The organism is Variovorax sp. V93 (assembly GCF_041154485.1).
GTDB lineage: Bacteria > Pseudomonadota > Gammaproteobacteria > Burkholderiales > Burkholderiaceae_C > Variovorax > Variovorax beijingensis_A.
This window is the reverse complement of sequence record NZ_AP028670.1, coordinates 417150-437122: the sequence shown is the minus strand read 5'-3', so window position 1 is coordinate 437122 and position 19973 is coordinate 417150. Positions and strand designations below refer to the sequence as shown.

Sequence of the window (19973 nt, the reverse complement as noted above, 5' to 3'; positions counted from 1 at the left end):
GCGTCAGACCTTGGCATGGATCGGAATCGTGCGGCGCTTGGCGGCGCCGAACAGGCTGGTCTCGGAGCTGCCGTCGGAGCAGCCGTTGCCGAACGAGAAGCCGCAGCCGCCCTTCATGTCGAAGGTGTTCTCGGCGTACTCGCGGTGCGTCGTGGGGATGACGAAGCGGTCCTCGTAGTTGGCGATGGCCATCACCTGGTACATCTCTTCCACCTGCGCGGCGCTCAGGCCGACCTGCGCCAGCACGGCCGGGTCCGCGAAGTTGTCGACATGCTTGCCGCGCTGGTAGGTGCGCATGGCCAGCATGCGCTCGAGCGCACGGATCACCGGCTCGGTGGCGCCCGCGGTCAGCAGGTTGGCCAGGTACTGCACCGGGATGCGCATCTGCGTGACGTCGGGAATCGCGCCCTTGGCGCCCACATGCCCGGCGTTGGCGGCCGCGGTGATGGGCGACAGCGGCGGCACGTACCAGACCATCGGCAGCGTGCGGTACTCGGGGTGCAGCGGCAGCGCCACCTTCCACTCCATCGCCATCTTGTAGACCGGGCTGTTCCGGGCGCCTTCGAGCCAGGCCTCGGGGATGCCGTCGCGCCGGGCCTGCGCGATCACTTCCGGATCGTGCGGGTCGAGGAAGATGCCGAGCTGGGCCTCGTAGAGGTCCTTCTCGTCCGGCACGCTGGCCGCTTCCTGGATGCGGTCGGCGTCGTACAGCACCACGCCGAGGTAGCGGATGCGCCCGACGCAGGTTTCCGAGCAGACGGTGGGCTGGCCGGCCTCGATGCGCGGATAGCAGAAGATGCACTTCTCGGCCTTGCCGCTTTGCCAGTTGTAGTAGATCTTCTTGTAGGGGCAGCCCGAGACGCACATGCGCCAGCCGCGGCACTTGTCCTGGTCGATCAGCACGATGCCGTCTTCCTCGCGCTTGTAGATCGAGCCCGAGGGGCAGGAGGCCACGCACGCCGGGTTCAGGCAGTGCTCGCACAGCCTGGGCAGGTACATCATGAAGGTGTTCTCGAACTGGCCGACCATCTCCTTCTGCACGGCGTCGAAGCTGTCGAGGTTGGCGTCCTTGCTGCGCTTGGCGAACTCGCCGCCGAGGATTTCTTCCCAGTTCGGGCCCCACTCGATCTTCTCCATGCGCTTGCCGGTGATCAGGCTGCGCGGGCGCGCCGTCGGCGGCGCCTTCATGGTGGGCGCCGACTGCAGGTGCTCGTAGTCGAAGGTGAAGGGCTCGTAGTAGTCGTCGATCTGCGGCAGGTTGGGGTTGGAGAAGATGCGCATGAGCAAACTCCACTTGCCGCCCTGGCGCGGCTCGATCGAGCCGTCCGGCTTGCGCACCCAGCCTCCCTGCCACTTGCCCTGGTTCTCCCATTCCTTGGGGTAGCCGATGCCGGGCTTGGTCTCGACGTTGTTGAACCAGGCGTACTCGACGCCGGGCCGGCTGGTCCAGACGTTCTTGCAGGTGACCGAGCAGGTGTGGCAGCCGATGCACTTGTCCAGGTTCAGGACCATGCCGATTTGCGCGCGTATTTTCATCGTGGGTACCTCGTTCAAGCCGCCGCCGCGGCGGGCACGGTGGCTACGTCCGCAGGCGTGTCGAGCCAGTCGACCTTGTTCATCTTGCGCACCACCACGAACTCGTCGCGGTTGGTGCCGATGGTTCCGTAGTAGTTGAAGCCGTAGCTGAATTGCGCGTAGCCGCCGATCATGTGGGTGGGCTTCAGCACGATGCGGGTCACCGAGTTGTGGATGCCGCCGCGCGTACCGGTGATCTCGGAGCCCGGCGTGTTGATGATCTTCTCCTGCGCGTGGTACATCATCACCATGCCCGGATTGACGCGCTGGCTCACCACCGCGCGCGCCGCAATGGCGCCGTTGATGTTGAACAGCTCGACCCAGTCGTTGTCGACGATGCCGGCGCTCTTCGCGTCGTCCTCCGACAGCCACACCACCGGGCCGCCGCGGTTCAGCGTGAGCATCAGCAGGTTGTCGGTGTACGTGGAGTGAATGCCCCACTTCTGGTGCGGCGTGATGAAGTTGAGCTGGATCTCCTTGTTGCCGTTGCTGCGGATGTTGTGGATGTCCTTGGTGGTCTTCAGGTCGACCGGCGGGCGGTAGACCGCCAGGCCTTCGCCGAAGGCGCGCATCCACGGATGGTCCAGGTAGAACTGCTGGCGGCCCGTCAGGGTGCGCCATGGGATCAGCTCGTGGACGTTGGTGTAGCCCGCGTTGTAGGAGACCTTCTCGCTCTCGATGCCGCTCCAGGTGGGCGAGGAGATGATCTTGCGCGGCTGCGCCTGGATGTCGCGGAAGCGGATCTTCTCGTCCTCGCGGTAGATCGCCAGGTGCGTGTGGTCGCGCCCGGTCTGCTTGCCCAGCGCCTCCCACGCCTTCACGGCCACGTGGCCGTTGGTTTCGGGCGCCAGTTGCAGCACGACCTCGCAGGCGTCGATGTCGGTGTCGATGCTCGGCATGCCCTGCGTGGCGCCGGCATCGGTGACGCGGCCGTTGAGGTTGCCGAGTTCGTCGACCTCGACTTCCGTGTTCCAGCCGATGCCCTTGCCGCCATTGCCGATCTTCTTGAGCAGCGGGCCCAGCGCGGTGAAGCGCTTGTAGAGGTTCGGATAGTCGCGCTCCACGACCGCGATCTGCGGCGCGGTCTTGCCGGGGATGAGCTCGCACTCGCCGCGCTTCCAGTCGGCCACGCCGAAGGGCTGCGCGAGCTCGGCGGGCGAATCGTGCATCAGCGGCGTGAGCACCACTTCCTTCTCGACGCCCAGATAGCCCGGGCACAGGGCGCTGAAGGTACGTGCGAAGCCCTTGTAGATTTCCCAGTCGCTGCGCGCCTGCCATGCCGGATCGACGGCGGTCGACAGCGGATGGATGAAGGGGTGCATGTCGCTGGTGTTGAGGTCGTTCTTCTCGTACCAGGTGGCGGTCGGCAGCACGATGTCCGAGTAGAGGCAGGTCGTGCTCATGCGGAAGTCGAGCGTCACCAGCAGGTCGAGCTTGCCTTCGGGCGCCTTGTCGTGCCAGACCACTTCGGTCGGCTTGGCGTCGTCGGGCCCGAGGTCCTTGCCCTGCACGCCGTGCGTGGTGCCCAGCAGGTGCTTGAGGAAGTATTCATGCCCCTTGCCCGAGGAGCCCAGGATGTTGGAACGCCACACGAACATGTTGCGCGGCCAGTTCGACGGGTGGTCCGGGTCTTCGCAGCTCATGCGCAGCGTGCCGTCCTTCAATGCCTTCGCCGTGTAGGCCGCGCCGTCGATGCCGGCGGCCTGCGCGTCGCGCGCCACCTGCAGCGGGTTGGTCTTCAGCTGCGGCGCCGACGGCAGCCAGCCCATGCGCTCGGCGCGCACGTTGTAGTCGATCATCGTGCCCGCGAATTCGGCCTTGTCGGCCAGTGGAGACAGCACTTCCTCCATGCCGAGCTTCTCGTAGCGCCACTGGTCGGTGTGGGCGTAGAAGAAGCTCGTCGAGTTCATCTGCCGCGGCGGACGGATCCAGTCGAGCGCGAAGGCCAGCGGGGTCCAGCCGGTCTGCGGGCGCAGCTTTTCCTGGCCCACGTAATGGGCCCAGCCGCCGCCGCTCTGGCCGATGCAGCCGCACATCATCAGGATGTTGATGACGCCGCGGTAGTTCATGTCGCTGTGGTACCAGTGGTTCATGGCCGCGCCGATGATCACCATCGACTTGCCGTGCGTCTTCTCGGCGTTGGCCGCGAACTCGCGCGCCACGGTGATGACCTGGTCGCGCGGCACGCCGGTGATCTTTTCCTGCCAGGCCGGGGTGTAGGGCGCGTCGTCGTCATAGCTGGCGGCCGCCAGCTCGCCCGGCAGGCCGCGCGCCACGCCGTAGTTGGCCGCCTGCAGGTCGAACACCGTGGCGACCAGCGCGCTCTGGCCTTCCGCGCCAAGCGCAATGCGCTGGACCGGGACCGTGCGCACCAGCACGTCGCTCTGCGCGTTGTTCGGGAAGTGCGCGCTCTCGATGCCGCCGAAGTAGGGAAATCCGATCTGCGCCGTCTGCGTTGCCGTGCTTGCACCGTCGAGCAGCGACAGCGTGAGCTTCACGTCGCCGCCGTGCTCCGCCTCCTTGGCCTCGAGGTTCCACTGCCCGGCATCGGCGCGGCCGTCCGCGCCCCAGCGAAAGCCGATGGCGCCCTGCGGCACCACCACGCGGCCGTCCTCGGCCAGCGCGACGGTCTTCCATTCGGGATTGTTCGGCTGCCCGAGCCGGTCGTCGAAGTCCGAGGCCCGCGCGTAGCGGTCGGGCACCATGACCTTTTCGCCCGAGGGCAGGGTGTGTTCCTTGAGCATGACCAGCATCGGCAGGTCGGTGTAGCGGCGCGCGTAGTCGTCGAAGTACGCGGTGCGCCTGTCGAAGTAGAACTCCTTGAGGATCACGTGGCCCATGGCCATCGCGACCGCGGCATCGGTGCCCTGCTTCGGATGCATCCACAGGTCCGACAGCTTGGCGACTTCGGAGTAGTCGGGCGTGATCGCGACCGTCTTGGCGCCCTTGTAGCGCACCTCGGTGAAGAAGTGCGCGTCCGGCGTGCGCGTCTGCGGCACGTTGGAGCCCCAGGCGATGATGTAGCTGGAGTTGTACCAGTCGGCCGATTCCGGCACGTCGGTCTGCTCGCCCCACACCTGCGGGCTGGCCGGCGGCAGGTCGCAGTACCAGTCGTAGAAGCTCATGCACACGCCGCCGATCAGGCTCAGGTAGCGGCTGCCCGCGGCGTAGCTCACCATCGACATGGCGGGAATCGGCGAGAAGCCGATGATGCGGTCCGGTCCGTAGCGGCGGATGGTGTGGATGTTGCTGGCCGCGATGATCTCGTTGACCTCGTCCCAACCCGAGCGCGCGAAGCCGCCGAGGCCGCGCACGCTCTGGTAGCTGTGGCGCGTGGCCTCGTCCTGCACGATGGAAGCCCAGGCCTCGACGGGCGCCAGCGTCTTGCGCGCTTCGCGCCAGGCCTTGAGCAGCGTGCCGCGAACCATCGGGTACTTGACGCGGTTGGCGCTGTACAGATACCAGCTGTAGCTGGCGCCGCGGGCGCAGCCGCGCGGCTCGTGGTTGGGCATGTCCCAGCGGGTGCGCGGATAGTCGGTCTGCTGCGTTTCCCAGGTGACGATGCCGCCCTTGACGTAGATCTTCCACGAGCAGGAGCCTGTGCAGTTCACGCCGTGCGTGCTGCGAACGATCTTGTCGTGCGCCCAGCGCGTGCGGTAGGCGTCCTCCCAGGTACGGTCTTCGCCGGTGACCTGGCCGTGGCCATCGGCGAAGGATTCGCGCGCCTGCGCGAAGTAGGTCAGGCGGTCGAGAAAGTGGCTCATCGTTTGTCTTTCGTTGAATCGATTGGCTCAGGGGTTCTTCACGTAGGCGCCGCGGCGCAGGTAGAACCACCAGTTGAGAACGAGGCACAGCGCGTAGAACACGGCAAAGCCGTACATCGCGTACTGGGGCGTGCCGGCCTTGATCTGGGCGCCGATGACCACCGGCGCGATGAATGCGCCGTAGGCGGCGATGGCGGAGGTCCAGCCCAGCACCGGGCCGGCCTTGGCGCGGTCGAAGATCACGCCGATGGTGCGGAAGGTGGAGCCGTTGCCGATGCCGCTGGCTGCGAACAGCAGCACGAACAACAGCATGAAGGGCAGGAAATACTGTTCCGGCTGCGGCGAGCTGTAGGCCAGCAGCATCACGTAGCCCACGGCGGCCGAGGCCACCACCATCACCGCCGAGATCACTTGCGTGACGATCGAACCGCCCACCTTGTCCGAGATCCAGCCGCCCACCGGGCGGATCAGCGCGCCGACGAAGGGACCGATCCAGGCGTAGGTGAAGGCCGAAGGCGCGTTCGGGTTCTTCAGCGTGTGCTGCAGCACGCCGGCCGCGTCGGGCACGTGGCTGATGCCGAAGATCACCGCGATCGACAGCGGCAGCGCCATCGAGAAGCCGATGAAGGAGCCGAAGGTCACGATGTACAACGCCGTCATCGACCACGTGTGCTTGTCGCGGAAGATCTCGAACTGCTTGGCGATGTTTTCCTTCATCGTGCCGAACGCGGCGAGCTTCATGGTGAACAGCGTGACCACGATGATCAGCGGCATGGCCACCCACATGTTGAGCAGGCCCAGGCCCGTGGGCGCCGGCAGGTACAGGTACAGGCCCGCGATCGCCGGGGCGAACGACAGCGTGTAGAGCCAGGTGATCTTCATGAAGGCCCGGATCGCGCCGCCGGTATCGGGCGAGACGGTGTTCAGGTTGTTCATGCCGAACCAGCACAGGATCGACAGCGGCACCAGCGACAGCACCCAGGCGAAGCCCGCGTTCTGGATCCAGGTGGGCGTGCCGGCGGTGATCTTGCCCAGGATCCAGCCGCTGTCCTTGAGCAGCGTCATGGGCTCGCCGCCGATGCTGCCCAGCAGGCCCACGGTCATCACCAGCGGAATGACGATCTGCATGGTCGTGACGCCGAAGTTGCCGATGCCCGCGTTCAGGCCCAGCGCCGTGCCTTGCAGGCGCTTGGGAAAGAAGGTGCTGATGTTGGACATGGAGCTGGCGAAGTTGCCGCCGCCCACGCCCGACCACAGCGCCATGAGCTGGAACACCCACAGCGGCCACTCCTTGTGCTGCAGCGCGATGCCGGTGCCGATGGCCGGCGCCAGCAGCATCGCCGTGGTCAGGAAGATGGTGTTGCGCCCGCCCGCCAGGCGGATCAGGAACGCGGCCGGGATGCGCATGGTGGCACCGGCCAGGCCCGCGATGGCGGTGAGCGTGAACAGTTCGGCCTGGGTGAAGGGGAAGCCCAGGTTGTTCATCTGCACGGTGATGATTCCCCACATGCCCCAGACCGCGAAGGCGCACAAAAGGGCAGGCACCGACAGCCACAGGTTGCGCCATGCCACGTGCCGGCCGGTGCTTTCCCAGAACTGTTCGTCCTCGGGACGCCAGTCGGCGATGTCGGCGCGGCCGCCGGTCGTGCCCGGGGGAACGACGATGGTGCTGGTGCTCATGATTTGGTTTCCAGGTTGAGATTCGAGGTCCGTGCGCGCACGCCGCCCATGACCTGGGTGGCGCGCACTTCGGTCCAGTACATCCAGATGAGGGAGACCCAGACGACGCCGTACATCAGCATGAAGGCGCTGGAGCGGATGCCGGTGAGGTCCATCAGCGCGCCGAACATGACGGGCAGCACGAAGCCGCCCAGGCCGCCGGCAAGCCCCACCACGCCGCTGATCGCGCCGATGTTGGCGGGATAGTCGTCGCTGATGTACTTGAAGACGCTGGCCTTGCCGAAGGCCATGGCAATGCCCAGCACGAACATCAGCGCGGTGAAGCTGTAGACGTTCAGCCCGATGTGGAAGGTGCGCGGTCCGTTCACCGTGAGCAGCGTGAGATCGGTCTGCGGATAGCTCAGCAGGAACAGGCAGATCCAGCACACCCACATCACCCACCAGGTGACGCTGTGCGCGCCGAACCTGTCCGACAGCCAGCCGCCGACGGCGCGCAGCACGCCGCCCGGCAGCGAGAAGCAGGCGGCCAGCAGCGCGGCGATGCGGATGTCCAGGCCGTATTCGCCGACGTAGTACTGCACCATCCACAGCGAGATGGCGACATAGCCGCCGAACACGATGCTGTAGTACTGGCAGTAGCGCAGCACCCGCGGGTCCTTCAGCGCCTTGAGTTGCTCGGAAAAACCGACGCTCTTGCCCACCAGATGCGCGGGGTCGCTGGCGCTCAGCATCCAGAACAGGACGGTGGTGCCCAGCATGATCGCCGCGTAGACCTGCGGCACCACGGCCCAGCCGAAGGCCACCACGATGGCCGGCGCCACGAACTTGTTGACGGCCGCGCCCGAGTTGCCGGCGCCGTAGATGCCCATCGCGAAGCCTTGCCGGCTGCGCGGAAACCAGCGCGCCACGTACGGCGTGCCGACCGAGAAGGAGCCGCCCGCGAGGCCGACGAACATGCCCAGCACGATGAAGTGCCAGTACTGCGTGGCGTAGGACATCAGCCAGATGGCCGGCACGGTGCAGGCCATGAGCAGCGTCATGACGATGCGCCCGCCGAAGCGGTCGGTCCAGATGCCGAGCGGCACGCGCACCAGCGAGCCCGTGAGCACCGGCATCGCGGTCAGCAGGCCGAACTCGGTCGCGTTGAGGTTGAGCGCCTTGCGGATCGGGATGCCGATCACGCCGAACATCATCCAGACCATGAAGCAGACGGTGAACGCCAGCGTGCTCACTGCCAGCACGCGCCAGGCTTTCGCAGGCACGGCCTGGCGTACCGACGGGGGCGAAAAATCTTGGCTGGATGCGGTGGCGCGCTGCTGCACGATGGGACTCCTGGAAGGTTGCCCGGAGCTTAGAAGCGGGCTTTCCGGGCGGCTTGATCCACATCAAGCGCCGCGGCGGCGTGCAGAACCTTGTTCTGGCGCAAGGCCGGCAGCGCCGCGCGGGCCCACACTGGGAACCATATGGATCAAAGCCCGCACATCCAGGCCGCACGGCGATATCCGCTGCTGGACGATGCGCAGGGATTCGGCACGGCCATCCTGCTGGTCGGGCTCGGGTTGGCCATGCTTCGCAGCGCCCATCTGCTGACGGGCGGCCTTCCCGGCCTGGCGTTCCTGCTGAACTACGCCTCGGGGTGGTCCCTGGGGTGGACCCTGCTCATCGTGAACCTGCCTTTCATCGCGCTCGGCTGGCGCGCCTTCGGGCTGCGGTTCACCTGGAAGACCCTGCTTGTCGTTGCCGGGCTGTCGCTCAGCGTCGAGGGCATCGGAAAGGCGCTCGGCGTGCACCCGGCACATCCGCTGTTCGCGGCCGTCGCCGGCGGCCTGCTGATCGGCATCGGCCTGCTCGTGCTGTTCCGCCACGGCGCCAGCCTCGGCGGCTTCGGCGTGCTGGCGCTGTTCCTGCAGCGCCGCTACGGCTGGAGCGCAGGCGCCGTGCAGATGGCATGCGACGCGGCAATCGTTGCATCGGCCTTCGCCCTCGTCGAACCGGTCCGGGTCGGCTGGTCGATCGTCTCGGCCGTGATGGTGAACCTGGTCCTGATGTGGAACCACCGGCCGGGTGCCCCATCGTTGCGCGAGTTCAAGGAACCTGACGCCGGCCCCCGATAGGCTCGCGACCCGGCTCTTTCTTCAGAGGAAATCGCATGGCTGTGCTGGACCGATCCGATGCAATGCCGCTGGGCCTGCCTTTCATGGACCGGGCCCGCGAGCGATTCGCCTGGCGCCTGGCGCGCGTGGACGAGGCGGCAGACGCCGCGCTGCCGGGCGCCTGGCGCGAGCTGCTCGCGTATGCGGCGGAGCACTTCGCGTGCGAAGACATCTGGATGCGGGCCTCCGGCTTCGCGTGGCGCAAGGACCACGCGGCCCAGCATCGCGTGGTGCTGGAGGTGATGCGCGAAGGCGCGGTGCACGCCACCGAGGGGCGGCTTGCACAGGTTCGGGAAATGGCGTGCCAGTTGCGGGACTGGTACGAACGGCATGTCCGCACCATGGATGCACCGCTGGCGCGCCATCTGCGCACGCAGCGGTCCGGCCGCAAGAGCGCTGGTGCCCAGCCGCGCGTTGACTTTGCGGCGCGGCCACCGCTGCGGCGCGCCGGACAGCACGCTTTGCCGCGCTGAACCCTAGGCCGCGGCCCCGGGCAGTTGCAGCCCACCCCGGCCCGTGAGCCGCGCGGTGATCGCCGCCTTCAGCGGCGGCAGATGCTGCGCGCCCCGAAGCAGCAGTTGCCGCACGAGGCGCTGCGGTGCCCCGGTGCTGGCATAGAGTCTCGCGACCGCATTCGTGCCGTGGTAGATCGGCGCCGCATCCCGGCGGTGTGCGCGCTCGTAGCCCGCCAGCACCTCGGCGGCACCGATGTCCCGCTGGGCCGCGCGGGCTTCGCAGAGCGCGTGGACGAGCGAGGCAATGCTCTGCAGACCGAGGTTGTAGCCATGGGCCGTGACGGGGTGCATGCCGACGGCGGCATCGCCGACCAGCGCGCTGCGTTGGCCCACGAAGCGCCGGGCATAGGCGGCAACGAGGGGATAGGGAAAGCGCTTGCCGATCAGCTGCATCCGTCCCAGGCGGCTGCGGAACTGGCGTTCGACGAGCGCCGCGAATTCGCTTTCGGACAATTGCATCAGCCGCTCGGCGGCCGCGGTGTCGGCGGTCACCACGACCGACGAGACATTGCCCACGGCGGGCAGCACCGCGAGCGTGCGCTCGTAGCCGAAGCACTCGTAGGCCACGTCGTGATGCGGCAGCTCGTGCTGCATCCGGCAGACGATCATGACGCGGCCGAAATCGTGCATGTCGACCGCGATGCCGAGCTGCTTGCGCGACCAGGAGAAGCGGCTGTCGGCCGCGACGAGCAGCCGGCCCTGCAGCTGCTGCGGCAGGCCCGGCGAGGTCTGGACATCCAGCTGCACGTGGCCGGGCTCGGTGGCGACGCGAAGCACCTGCGCACGATCGAGCAGCCGCAGCGCCGGGCGTTCCATGGCGGCTGCAAAGCTGGCGCGGCGCAGCGCATGGTTCGGCACGATCCAGCCCAGCACTTCGGTGTCGCGGCCGCGCGGCGAGAAGCTGAGCGCGCAGTCCTGCCGGTCGCCGTCGATGACGCGCGCTTCGCGGATGCATCCGATTTCCTCGGGCCGCAGGCGCTGCCACAGGCCCAGGGCGCGCAAGGTGGCCACGCTGGCGTGGGTCAGCGCGATGTCCCGGCCGTCCTCGTCCGGGGCCGCCAGCGCCTCGCGCGGCTGCGCGTCCAGCACGGTGGCGGTGAAGCCGGCGTCGGCCAGGGCAATGCCCAGGGCCAGCCCGGCCGGTCCTGCACCGACGATGAGTGCGTCAAGATCTTGCGGCATGAGTTTCCTGTGAAGATGAGAAGGGGGGCGCTCAGCGATTCGGCGGGTACACCGGCAGCGCGGCGCCTGCGAAGGCCTCGAGCACCGAGCCGACGTTGCCGTGGTCCTGCAGCGCGCCGACGATCATGCGGAACAGCGGCTTGTAGGCTTCGTCGGCTTCGTGGCCCGCGAGCGGATCGCGGTTCGTAAGGAATGCGGCATCGAGTTCGGCCCATTCGCCGGCGTCGAGCACCGACTCGGCGAGCGGCAGGATCTCGGTTTCCTCGACGCGCATGTGGGCCAGGTAGAAGTCGGCGTAGTGCCGCATCAGCTGTTCGAATTTGTCGCGCCGCATCTCGCACTGGACGGTCCCGCTCATCGTGCGGAATCCCAGCAGCGCGTGTTCGAGTTCGCGGATGGCGCGCTCGCCGTGCGCGTGGTCGCGGTCGAGCTGGTCGAGCACCGCATCGGTCTGCACGCTGCGTCCGCGCAGCTTCGGAAACAGCAGCCGGCTCTCCTTGGGATGGTGCAGCTTCTCGGGGAATTCGTCGACGTAGAACAGCATGGCCTGCAGGGCGTCGAAGTCGGGCAGGGTGCCGTGGCGCCGGTGCCCGTGCAGGAGCAGCGTGATCGAGCGCAGCATGGCCGAGAGGGCGCGGTGCTCATGGCGGATGATGTTCAGGCTGTCGTGGGTCATGGCGCACTCCTGCAGCTGGGTTCGCTCTCATCAGGCTGTCAGCAACGCGCCGCTGCCGTCGAGCACGCGCACCTCGACCGGAATGGCGGTGCGCACGCTTTGGGTAACGACGCAGAAGTCCTCGAACTGGGCCAGCGCCCGGTCGAGCTGCCTGAGCGTGGATGCCGCCACGCCCAGGTGGATGGCGACCTGGATGCCTGCGACGCGCAGGCGGCCCTGGGGGTTGCGCGCCAGCGCGGCATCGGCCTGCGTTCGCATGGGGACCGCATCGTTCCTGAATTTCCGCAGCGAGAACTGCAGGCTGGACGACAGGCAGTTGGCCACCGCCGCCACCAGCAATTGCTCTGAGTCGGGGCCGGCGCCGGTTCCGAGCGGCGGCTTCACGTCGGTCAGGAGCGCGGCGCCGCCGGACGGCCCGAAATCGACGGCGAACCGGTACGCTTCGCGCCAAGTCAGCGTGAGAGCGGTCGATTCGTCCATCATCGACGGCGCAGCATCCGCTGCGCCGGCCCGGTTCGTTCAGCGGACTGCGAGTTTTTCATGGCGAGGCCAGTGTCAAGCCCGTGCCGGCACACGGCCTTGACATGGCGCAAGGATCGCTCAATGCGACCGCGGGCCTCCCGAAGGCCCCGCTACGCCTTGTCGGCCCGGATCGACACGCTCCGGACGCCGAACTTCTTCGTCGCGCCCTGGGCGTTGTCGGAGAGGAAGCGGTATTGGTCGTTGACCTGCTCCTCGGCGATGCGCAGGCCGGCGTCCTCGATCGCCTGCCGGTAGCGCCCGATCTGCCACGCGCCGCCGATGCAGGCCGCCCACAGCGTGGTGTTGCAGCTGATGCTCTCGGGCAGCAGCACCTCCGTGACGATGTCGGCGATCGCCAGCCGGCCGCCCGGGCGCAGCAGGCGGGCGATCTCGCGGAAGACCTGGGGCTTGTCGACGGCGAGATTGATCACGCCGTTGCTGATGACCACGTCGAAGCTGCCGTCCTCGAACGGTGCGGCGTCGATGTAGCCCTTGACATAGGTGACATTGCGAAAGCCGTCGCGCTGGCGCAGCGACTCCGCCTTGGCGCGCTGCGAATCGGTCATGTCCAGGCCGACCACGGTGCCGGTCGGGCCCGTGATCAGGCTGGCGATGAAGGTGTCCATGCCCGAGCCGCTGCCGAGGTCGAGCACGCGCGCCCCTTCCATGTCGCCCAGCAGGTGGAAGTAGTAGCCGACGCCGGCGAAGGACTGGATGGCTTCGGCCGGGATGCGGTCCAGGTCGCGCGGCCGGTAGCCCAGCCGCTCGGCCAGGGCGCGTCCCATCTCGAAATGGAATTCGCCGTGGGGGTTGTCCGCGACCTCGCGGTACATCGCCTGGACCTTGCCTTCCAGTTCGGCCCGATCGACTGGGGCAGACATGGCGCCGCTCCTCGGGTCAGAAGCTCAGGGTGGCCGCGCCGCGCAGCAGCCGCTCGTGGATCACGCTGGAGCCGGCGATGGTCACGCCCTCGACGAAGTCCGCCTGCTCATAGCCGCGGGACTTGACGCACGGCGTGCAGGCGTAGAGCGCACCGCCGCGGGCCACGAAGTCGCGCATCAGCTCCGCCAGCGGATCCAGCGGCCGAACGTGCGTCGTGTCGGCGGCCTTTTTGCGCACCACGTCGACGCCGGCGCTGGTGAGGAAGATGGCCACCTTCAGCCCGGCCGTGATGCCGCCGTTGGCGATGGTGAAGCCCACCGACGACAACTCGTGGTCGATGCCATGGGTGATGACCACGACCAGTTCTCTGCTTTCTTCAGCCATTTCGTTCTCCTTGGGTTGGTATGGGGCCTTCTGCTATCGCGAAAGCCATGCCAGCGCGAACGCGCGCGGTTTTCCCAGGGAAACAGGGCGGCGCGCCGCCGCGGCGGCGGCGAGGCCCATGCACGGGAAGGCATGGCGCATGTCCTTTCGGATATGGCGAACCCGCTGGCGCCGCCCCGCCGTAGTGGCTAGACTTTTGCCGGAGGTTCCCCATGGACACAGACCGCGAACTGCAGTTCGGCCCCGGCATGCGGGTGCAGCGTCTGACCGAGGCCGGTTTCATGGTGGCGGCCATCTTCACGCAGGACCTGCGCTTCGCCTGCGTCACCTTCGTGCTGACCTTCCTGCAGATGCTGTCTCCGCGCTGGGTGCCCGTGGCGCGCCTGGTGGCACAGCTCGTGCGTTTCCGTGGCGAGCACCGCATCGGCGATCTCTACTTCGACCTGGGCGGGACGCGCGGCGCCTGCGCGCTCTCGGTCGTGGTGCAGGCCGCCGGGATCGGACTTGCAGGAGCGGGCTGGCCGACCGTCGGGTTCGCCGTGCTGGCCGTGCCCACCGCCTCGTTCCTGATCGCGCCGACGCTGGGCTTCTGTGCGGGCTGCTGGTTCTATGTGCTGGGACGCGACTGGCTGGTCCGCCGGGGCTGGCTGAAGGGAGGCTCCAATGGGTTCACCGACTTCACCATCGACGGCGAAAGCCCCAGCCATCAACGAGAACTGCGTCCTTAGGCGCAACGTGCAGACGCAGCCCTACGGGCGCTGCAGCGTGTGCACGCTGCAGCTGAGGCAGTGCCACGCGTGGCAGTCCAACGGCTGGAGCTTCGCGCTGGTGGTGCTGGTCCTGTCGCTGGTGCTGGTGCCCTCCGGCTGGCCGCAGAAGCTGCTGGCGGCGATGGTGCTGGGGGTGGTCGTCTGGCAGGGCCTGGCCAACCACAAGCGCACCGACGACCTGATCCACGGACAGCACCGGCTGATGGTCCTGACCCAGGAACTGCGCGGCAAGCAGTTGCTGATCGAACAGCAGAACGACAGCCTGGCGGCGCAGGTCGATGCGCGCACCGCGGAGCTGCGCGACGCCAACGTCCGGCTGGCCGCGGCCAATCTCGAGCTGCTCGAACTCGACAAGCTGCGCTCGGCCGTGCTGTCCAACGTGTCGCACGAGCTGCGCACGCCGCTGACCGGCATCCTGGGCTCGGCGCAGAACCTGCGCGACGGGCTCGCGGGCGGCCTGACGCAGGCGCAGCAGGAGTACGTGCAGATGATCGAAGGCGACAGCCGCCGGCTCATCCGGGTGGTGAACGAGCTGCTCGAATGGGGGCGCCTGCAGTCCGGCCACATCCAGTTGCAGCGCACGCCGGTCGCGCTGTACCCGCTGCTGGACGAAGTGTTCATGCTGCTGCGTCCGGCCGCGCAGCAGAAGGGCGTCAGGCTCGAGATGGCGAGTGCCGAGCCGTCGCTGTGCGTGCCGGCCGACCCCGACAAGCTCAAGCAGATCCTGATCAACCTGCTGGACAACGCCATCAAGTTCAGCCGGCCGGACTCCAGCGTGCGCGTGCATGCCGAATCCGTGCCCGACGGATGGCGCGTCCTGGTCGAGGACCACGGGCCCGGCGTGCCGGCGGAAGACGTGCCGCACCTGTTCGAGCGCTTCTACCGCGGGCAGTCGGGCGGCGGCGCGCCCGGCACCGGCCTCGGGCTCGCGATCGCCAAGAACCTCGCGCGGCTGCACGGCGGGGACATCGCGCTGCAGACATCCCTGGGCCAGGGCAGTACCTTCGCCCTGACCTTGCCGCTCGCGGGTGCGGCATGAGCGGCGGCGCCAAGGGTTCGCCGGCGAGCCACATCCTCATCGCGGACGACGACCCCGGCATCGGCCGCATCCTGTGCGATCGGCTGCGCGAACTCGGGCACGAGGTGGAGCACGTGCTGGACGGGGCCGAAGCACTGCGGGCCGCCGACAGGGCGGACCTGATGCTGCTGGACCTGGAGATGCCGCGCATGGACGGCTTCTCGGTGCTCGAGAGCCTCCAGTCGCTGGCGGCCCCGCCACCGGTCGTCGTGATCACGGCGCATGGCGAACTGACGAACGCGGTGCGGGCCATGCGCGCCGGCGCCTACGACTTCATCGCCAAGCCCTTCGATGCGGCGACCATCCAGCTCGTCGTGCGGCGCGCGCTCGAGACCAGCCGGCTGAAGAGCCACGTCCACACCTTGCGCAGGGAGCTCGGGAACAAGCACCTGTGGGTACGCGGCACGGATCCCGGCATGGCCCGCGTCGCGGAGACAGTCGACCGCGTGGCGCCCAGCCATGCCACGGTGCTGCTGCTGGGGGAAACCGGCACCGGCAAGGAGGTCGTGGCGCGGGCCCTGCATCTTCGCAGCACGCGCGGCGAACAGCCTTTCGTGGCGGTGAACTGCGCGGTGCTGAAGGGCGAGCTGCTCGAGAGCGAGCTGTTCGGACACGAGAAAGGCGCGTTCACCGGGGCCGACCGGTCGCGCCCGGGCCGCGTCGAAGCCGCGCGCGGCGGCACCCTGTTCCTGGATGAAATCGGCGAGCTGCCGACGGCGCTGCAGGCCAAGCTGCTGCGGCTGCTGCAGGAAAAGGAGTACGAGCGGCTGGGCAGCGACCGGACGCATCGCGCGGACATCCGCGTGATTGCCGCCACGCACATCGACCTGGCCGCGGCCATCCGCGCCGGCGCCTTCCGCGAAGACCTCTACTACCGGCTCAAGGTGATCAGCATCAGGATTCCTCCGTTGCGAGAGCGCCAGGGCGACGTGCTGCCGCTGGCCGAGTGGCTGCTGGCCAAGCATGCCGCCGAGTCGGCGCGCCCGCCGCCCCGGCTCGCACACGACGTCATGCAGGCCCTGGAGCGCTATCCCTGGCCCGGCAACGTGCGCGAGCTGTCGAACGTGATGGAGCGCTGCGCGCTGCTGGCCGGCGAGACGGTGGACCTGTGCGACTTGCCCGAGGAGTTCATGGGCGGCCCGGTGGCGCCGGCAGCCATGGCGGTGACGGAGATCGAGGACCTGTTCGCCCTGCCTTACAGCGATGCGGTCACCGCGGCCAGGCGGCTGATCGTCCAGCGCGCCCTTGAAAGATCCGGCGGCCACCAGACCCGGGCGGCGGAGCGGCTGCGCGTGACGCAGCCCTATCTTTCCCGGCTCGCGAAGCAGCTCGGCGTGCGTGGCGACGAGACCTGAGGTGTGCGCTGGAGGCCGGCGAGCCTTCTTTTTTTGCTGCGGCAGGTGAGGGAGATCACAGCCGGCCGCGCGAGATGCAGCCGTCTCGGCACGATGGCCCGCATGAACGACAAGTGCCAACTGCAACACGGCGATCCGGGGCATGCCGCCCGCGGGCTCCTCTTGAATTGCGGATGCGGGCTTGCGCACCTGGAGCGCATCCATCGGCGCGGGTGGATGAAGTTGCTGCCCTGGCTGCGGTTCTATCGTTGTAGCCGGTGCGGCCGGGCGCAACTGGCTTCGAAGCGGGCGGTCAGCTTCGCGATCACGGCGCACAGGAGCACAGGAGGCGAGGGCGACCAGGTGCCCGCGCCTTGATCGGACCGCTGGAGTCAAGGCGCCTTCGGCTCGGCATCCCCCATGCCTTCCGGCGTGGTGAACAGTTCGGGCTCGAACATCGGATGGGCCTCGTGGCCCTCGGTGGCCGGTGCATCCGGCAGCAGGCTGCCGAAGTCCGTCGAGGCGAAGTTCGGCGGGATGTGAATGCCGTTCTCGTCGCGGCGGACCAGGCCGCGGCTTTCCAGGTCGCGCATGGTCTTGTTGACCACCTCGCGCGAGAGCCCCGAATACGATGCGATGACCGCCTGCGTGATGCGCTTGTCGTAGCCGCCGCTGCCCGCAGGCGCCAGCTGGGTCAGCTCGTGGAGCACGCGGCCGACGAGGTTCTCGGCCGACAGCGACGAGATCCGGCGCAGCTGGCCGCGGATCATGGTGATGCGCTTCATCGCGATCTCGAGCAGGCCGATGGTCACTTCCGGATAGATCGCACACAACCCGCGGATCGCGGTGATCGGCATCAGGTAGACCGAGGAGGGCAGTGCCGCGACCAGCGTCGAGGTGGCCTGGTAGCTGTTCTCGCTCAGCGAGGGGCCGAGGAAGAAGTCGCCCCGGCGGATGAAGTCGGTCGTCACGTCCCGGTCGACGGCCCGCAGCAGGCCCGTGGCCACGCAGTAGATGCGATCGGTCCATGTGTCCGCCGGAAGCACGGTCTCGTTGCGCCGGTAGGAACGCAGTTCGCTGCTGCGGATCAAGGCGGCCCGGTCGGCGGGCGGCACGCTGGCGATGAGGGGGTGGAGGTACATGGCGAAAGTGATGTCGGTCACCTCATTTGCAGTCCGCCTGGAGCAGCCGGAACAGCGCCTCGATGCGGTTTCGTTCTTCGGTCTCGTGCAGGGCCTGGCCCCGCAGCCAGAGCCTTCCGGCCTTTCTCTCGACATGCACGTCGTACACGCGATCGACGCAATCGACCACCACGTCCGGCGCGAGCCGCTCCTGCGCGGCCCACAGCGCGAGCTCGATCTCCGCGGCGTCCATGCGCCTCGATGCGCGCATCGCGATCCAGTCCGCATGCAGCCGCGGCAGCGCCGTCATGCCCTGCACCTTCAGCGGCTCGCTGCCGAGCCTTGCCAGCAATGCCTCGAGCTGTGCGGCATCGGACGGTTCGGCGGCCGCGGAGCCGGCGGTGCGCATGCCCGGGGTCCGCAGCAGGAAGCAGTCGTCGCGCAGGCAGGTCAGGTCGGCCGCGGCCGAGGCCGGCGAGCTCGCGCGGATCCGGCGCTGGATCTCGCGGCTCACGCTGGCGGCGACCTCCGGCCCGTCGGCCTCGACCAGCTGCGCGAAGTTGGCGATGAAGAAGAGCGCGCAGACCCGGTCGGGCAGGGCGCCGCGGTGGCTCTCCGGTGCCACCGGCGCGGCATCGCGAGGCCGCGCAGGCAGGAAATGCGCGAGCGCCGCGCGCCATCGCGGCCCGAAGCGCCTGTTTTCCATGCGTGGCAGTGCGACCGTTCCATCGCCTGCGTGACACCACGTTCTCTGCATTTGGCAAAACCCTGAATCGTTGGACCATTGTTGTGAGCCGCTTCGCAAGCGGTCTTCAGGGAATGCTACGGAGCCACATGCCGTTTGACACCGGGTTTCGAGCCGTGGATGTGTTCCGAATCACAATTGGACACAATTGATGCCGGAGCGATTGTGCGGCGAGGGGCCCTGCGCAGTCCTCCCACAAAGTGGTGAGTGGCCCGCGTGCGACACCGGCGGCGGCTACCGTCGCCGGGGCGGAATGGCTTCGGTCCGCGCGGGCACAGGCGCCCGGCCGGTGCGCAGGCCCGCCGTCACCGTGGAACGCAAGGGGGAAGAGGAGCGGATCGCATGGAGGTCTTCACGCACCGGGCGCGTGTTCCATTTTCGCGATCTCGGCAAGGCCTTCCTCCGTGATGCGCCTCACCATTGCCATTCGCGCTGACGCGTAGACCGAAGTCGGCTGAAGCGCCGCTATGTCGGCCTCGATCAATCCGGTGGCCACGAGCACCGAGACGGCCCGGAGCTCTTCCGTATTGGCGATCCGGACCGGAAGCTGCTCATGCCGCAGCCTCAACAAGAACCGCAGGGGCATTCGAATCTCCATCGCCGGTTTTTGCTTGTTGCCCGGACCCGGCCGTTCCTGGGTTTCAAGAATCTAGGTGCGGCAAGACCCGGGCAGGTTGATGCTCATCAAACGGAGGGCCCCTGCGGCCACAGGGGCGGGCGCGCCCGGCGCAGCGCTGCCGGGCTCAGCGCTCGCCCGACACCTCGATCTCGACGCGGCGGTTCGGCGCCAGGCAGACGATCAGGTCCGCACGCCGGGCCTGGGCGCATTGCACCTTCGGCTCCGATTCGCCCCGGCCCTCGACCTGGATCCTCTGCGCCGGCACGCCGGCCTGCGCGAGGTAGCTGCGCACGGTATTGGCGCGCGCCAGCGACAGCGCGTGGTTGTAGGCCTGGCTGCCGAGCCGGTCGGTGTGGCCGATGACCTTGACGGCATCCGTCGCCTTGATGTCGGCGGCCAGGGCGTCGAGCTTGCGGCGCCCCTCGGGCATCAGGTCGGCCAGCGAGCTCCCGTCGAAGCGGAACAGGCCATCGGCACCCAGCGTGGTGCGGCGCGGCGCCGCCGGGCTCGCGGCGGCCGGGCGTTCGGCCGCCGGCAGCGCACGCACCGCCAGCACGTCGCCGCAGCCGGCCGGCAGCCAGTGGAAGGTCTGCGCCTTGTAGTCCTTGTCGAAGATCGCCTTGTACTGGCAGGTGGTCACGCCGCCGCCGGCCTTGCGGAAGTGGAAGATGTAGTCCCACTCGCGCGGGCCCGCCATGCCTTCGCTGAAGTGCGGACGGCCGAGCAGGTCGTACAGCTGATCCTTGGTGACGCCGGGCGCCACGGCGCGCAGGTTGTCCAGGTTGGGGAAGGTGCCTTCCTTGAGCCATGCATCGTTGTCGATGTTCGGGAAGATCACCTCCGTGGCCTTGCCGTCGTCGGTGATGCCCCGGCTCACGTAGGAGCTGCAGCCCTGCAGCAGCAGCAGTGCCGCGGCGCCCGCTGCGATGGCCGTGAAGCGATGGAATTGCGTTGTCATGATGTTGTGTTCCTC

Annotated in this window: 18 protein-coding genes; 5 read left to right on the top strand and 13 right to left on the bottom strand. The window is 68.1% G+C overall.

Going from position 1 to position 19973, the window contains the following annotated elements; genetic code table 11:
- Nucleotides 1-3: 3 nt before the first annotated feature.
- The 4 genes from narH to ACAM54_RS28010 are packed head-to-tail and all read right to left on the bottom strand — an operon-like array spanning nucleotide 4 to nucleotide 8281.
- Entirely contained in the window at nucleotides 4-1536 is a 1533-nt protein-coding gene (narH, locus tag ACAM54_RS28025; RefSeq protein WP_145744233.1) for a nitrate reductase subunit beta, read from the bottom strand.
- Nucleotides 1537-1550: 14 nt separating this feature from the next.
- Nucleotides 1551-5339 (bottom strand): nitrate reductase subunit alpha, encoded by a 3789-nt coding sequence (locus ACAM54_RS28020; protein ID WP_369651555.1) that lies wholly within the window; start codon nucleotides 5337-5339, stop codon nucleotides 1551-1553.
- A 27-nt stretch (nucleotides 5340-5366) separates the two neighbouring features.
- Nucleotides 5367-7019 carry an MFS transporter gene (locus ACAM54_RS28015; RefSeq protein ID WP_369651556.1) on the bottom strand — a complete coding sequence of 551 codons (1653 nt, stop codon included), beginning with the start codon at nucleotides 7017-7019 and terminating at the stop codon, nucleotides 5367-5369.
- Nucleotides 7016-8281 (bottom strand): nitrate/nitrite transporter, encoded by a 1266-nt coding sequence (locus ACAM54_RS28010; RefSeq protein ID WP_192325803.1) that lies wholly within the window; start codon nucleotides 8279-8281, stop codon nucleotides 7016-7018. Before ACAM54_RS28010 ends, ACAM54_RS28015 begins: the two co-directional genes overlap by 4 nt.
- A 201-nt stretch (nucleotides 8282-8482) precedes the next feature.
- Between ACAM54_RS28010 and ACAM54_RS28005 the strand changes: the two genes are divergently transcribed.
- Together ACAM54_RS28005 and ACAM54_RS28000 are read left to right on the top strand one after the other, a co-directional pair.
- A complete protein-coding gene (locus ACAM54_RS28005) occupies nucleotides 8483-9133 on the top strand; it encodes a YitT family protein (protein WP_225613090.1) in 651 nt (216 codons plus the stop codon).
- Between the two features lie 35 nt (nucleotides 9134-9168).
- Nucleotides 9169-9645, top strand: coding sequence for a bacteriohemerythrin (locus ACAM54_RS28000; protein ID WP_192325603.1), 477 nt, complete (start codon nucleotides 9169-9171; stop codon nucleotides 9643-9645).
- Between the two features lie 3 nt (nucleotides 9646-9648).
- Here ACAM54_RS28000 and ubiM read toward each other — a convergent pair whose 3' ends face one another.
- The 5 genes from ubiM to ACAM54_RS27975 all read right to left on the bottom strand — a co-directional run bounded on the left by ubiM (nucleotide 9649) and on the right by ACAM54_RS27975 (nucleotide 13333).
- A complete protein-coding gene (gene ubiM, locus ACAM54_RS27995) occupies nucleotides 9649-10869 on the bottom strand; it encodes a 5-demethoxyubiquinol-8 5-hydroxylase UbiM (RefSeq protein ID WP_369651557.1) in 1221 nt (406 codons plus the stop codon).
- 31 nt (nucleotides 10870-10900) lie between these two features.
- The gene (locus ACAM54_RS27990; RefSeq protein ID WP_192325599.1) at nucleotides 10901-11545 is read right to left on the bottom strand and encodes a hemerythrin domain-containing protein; all 645 of its coding nucleotides are present in this window, start codon (nucleotides 11543-11545) and stop codon (nucleotides 10901-10903) included.
- Between the two features lie 30 nt (nucleotides 11546-11575).
- Nucleotides 11576-12028: an OsmC family protein gene (locus ACAM54_RS27985; RefSeq protein ID WP_192325597.1), complete on the bottom strand. Its 453-nt coding sequence runs from the start codon at nucleotides 12026-12028 to the stop codon at nucleotides 11576-11578.
- Nucleotides 12029-12177: 149 nt separating this feature from the next.
- Nucleotides 12178-12948: a methyltransferase domain-containing protein gene (locus ACAM54_RS27980; RefSeq protein ID WP_192325595.1), complete on the bottom strand. Its 771-nt coding sequence runs from the start codon at nucleotides 12946-12948 to the stop codon at nucleotides 12178-12180.
- A 16-nt stretch (nucleotides 12949-12964) separates the two neighbouring features.
- Complete coding sequence (locus ACAM54_RS27975; protein ID WP_145744247.1) at nucleotides 12965-13333, bottom strand: DsrE family protein; 369 nt, start codon at nucleotides 13331-13333, stop codon at nucleotides 12965-12967.
- Nucleotides 13334-13545: 212 nt separating this feature from the next.
- Here ACAM54_RS27975 and ACAM54_RS27970 point away from each other — a divergent pair, with 212 nt between their 5' ends.
- Genes ACAM54_RS27970 through ACAM54_RS27960 form a run of 3 tightly spaced genes read left to right on the top strand, consistent with a single transcriptional unit; the run spans nucleotide 13546 to nucleotide 16536 of the window.
- Nucleotides 13546-14061, top strand: coding sequence for a DUF4395 family protein (locus tag ACAM54_RS27970; protein WP_145744249.1), 516 nt, complete (start codon nucleotides 13546-13548; stop codon nucleotides 14059-14061).
- Nucleotides 14062-14068: 7 nt separating this feature from the next.
- On the top strand, nucleotides 14069-15142 hold the full coding sequence (locus ACAM54_RS27965) for a sensor histidine kinase KdpD (protein WP_145744252.1): 1074 nt from the start codon (nucleotides 14069-14071) through the stop codon (nucleotides 15140-15142).
- Nucleotides 15139-16536 (top strand): sigma-54-dependent transcriptional regulator, encoded by a 1398-nt coding sequence (locus tag ACAM54_RS27960; RefSeq protein WP_369651558.1) that lies wholly within the window; start codon nucleotides 15139-15141, stop codon nucleotides 16534-16536. The genes ACAM54_RS27965 and ACAM54_RS27960 overlap by 4 nt, the downstream gene beginning before the upstream one ends.
- A 371-nt stretch (nucleotides 16537-16907) precedes the next feature.
- Here ACAM54_RS27960 and ACAM54_RS27955 read toward each other — a convergent pair whose 3' ends face one another.
- From ACAM54_RS27955 to ACAM54_RS27940, 4 genes are all read right to left on the bottom strand, one after another.
- Nucleotides 16908-17657 carry a Crp/Fnr family transcriptional regulator gene (locus tag ACAM54_RS27955; protein ID WP_192325799.1) on the bottom strand — a complete coding sequence of 250 codons (750 nt, stop codon included), beginning with the start codon at nucleotides 17655-17657 and terminating at the stop codon, nucleotides 16908-16910.
- 22 nt (nucleotides 17658-17679) lie between these two features.
- Nucleotides 17680-18342: a hypothetical protein gene (locus tag ACAM54_RS27950; protein WP_192325592.1), complete on the bottom strand. Its 663-nt coding sequence runs from the start codon at nucleotides 18340-18342 to the stop codon at nucleotides 17680-17682.
- Nucleotides 18343-18733: 391 nt separating this feature from the next.
- A complete protein-coding gene (locus ACAM54_RS27945; RefSeq protein WP_225613088.1) occupies nucleotides 18734-18967 on the bottom strand; it encodes a hypothetical protein in 234 nt (77 codons plus the stop codon).
- A 157-nt stretch (nucleotides 18968-19124) separates the two neighbouring features.
- Entirely contained in the window at nucleotides 19125-19958 is an 834-nt protein-coding gene (locus ACAM54_RS27940) for an OmpA family protein (protein ID WP_192325590.1), read from the bottom strand.
- Between the last annotated feature and the right edge of the window lie 15 nt (nucleotides 19959-19973).

Bases quoted from the DNA above. Each gene is read 5' to 3' on its own strand.
- ACAM54_RS27950 (WP_192325592.1), bottom strand. From the start codon at position 18,342: ATGGAAAACAGGCGCTTCGGGCCGCGATGGCGCGCGGCGCTCGCGCAT.
- narH (WP_145744233.1), bottom strand. From the start codon at position 1,536: ATGAAAATACGCGCGCAAATCGGCATGGTCCTGAACCTGGACAAGTGC.
- ACAM54_RS27975 (WP_145744247.1), bottom strand. From the start codon at position 13,333: ATGGCTGAAGAAAGCAGAGAACTGGTCGTGGTCATCACCCATGGCATC.
- ACAM54_RS27955 (WP_192325799.1), bottom strand. From the start codon at position 17,657: ATGTACCTCCACCCCCTCATCGCCAGCGTGCCGCCCGCCGACCGGGCC.
- ACAM54_RS27985 (WP_192325597.1), bottom strand. From the start codon at position 12,028: ATGATGGACGAATCGACCGCTCTCACGCTGACTTGGCGCGAAGCGTAC.
- ACAM54_RS27945 (WP_225613088.1), bottom strand. From the start codon at position 18,967: ATGCCCCTGCGGTTCTTGTTGAGGCTGCGGCATGAGCAGCTTCCGGTC.
- ACAM54_RS28015 (WP_369651556.1), bottom strand. From the start codon at position 7,019: ATGAGCACCAGCACCATCGTCGTTCCCCCGGGCACGACCGGCGGCCGC.
- ACAM54_RS27970 (WP_145744249.1), top strand. From the start codon at position 13,546: ATGGACACAGACCGCGAACTGCAGTTCGGCCCCGGCATGCGGGTGCAG.
- ACAM54_RS27980 (WP_192325595.1), bottom strand. From the start codon at position 12,948: ATGTCTGCCCCAGTCGATCGGGCCGAACTGGAAGGCAAGGTCCAGGCG.
- ubiM (WP_369651557.1), bottom strand. From the start codon at position 10,869: ATGCCGCAAGATCTTGACGCACTCATCGTCGGTGCAGGACCGGCCGGG.
- ACAM54_RS27990 (WP_192325599.1), bottom strand. From the start codon at position 11,545: ATGACCCACGACAGCCTGAACATCATCCGCCATGAGCACCGCGCCCTC.
- ACAM54_RS28020 (WP_369651555.1), bottom strand. From the start codon at position 5,339: ATGAGCCACTTTCTCGACCGCCTGACCTACTTCGCGCAGGCGCGCGAA.
- ACAM54_RS27940 (WP_192325590.1), bottom strand. From the start codon at position 19,958: ATGACAACGCAATTCCATCGCTTCACGGCCATCGCAGCGGGCGCCGCG.
- ACAM54_RS27960 (WP_369651558.1), top strand. From the start codon at position 15,139: ATGAGCGGCGGCGCCAAGGGTTCGCCGGCGAGCCACATCCTCATCGCG.
- ACAM54_RS28000 (WP_192325603.1), top strand. From the start codon at position 9,169: ATGGCTGTGCTGGACCGATCCGATGCAATGCCGCTGGGCCTGCCTTTC.
- ACAM54_RS28005 (WP_225613090.1), top strand. From the start codon at position 8,483: ATGGATCAAAGCCCGCACATCCAGGCCGCACGGCGATATCCGCTGCTG.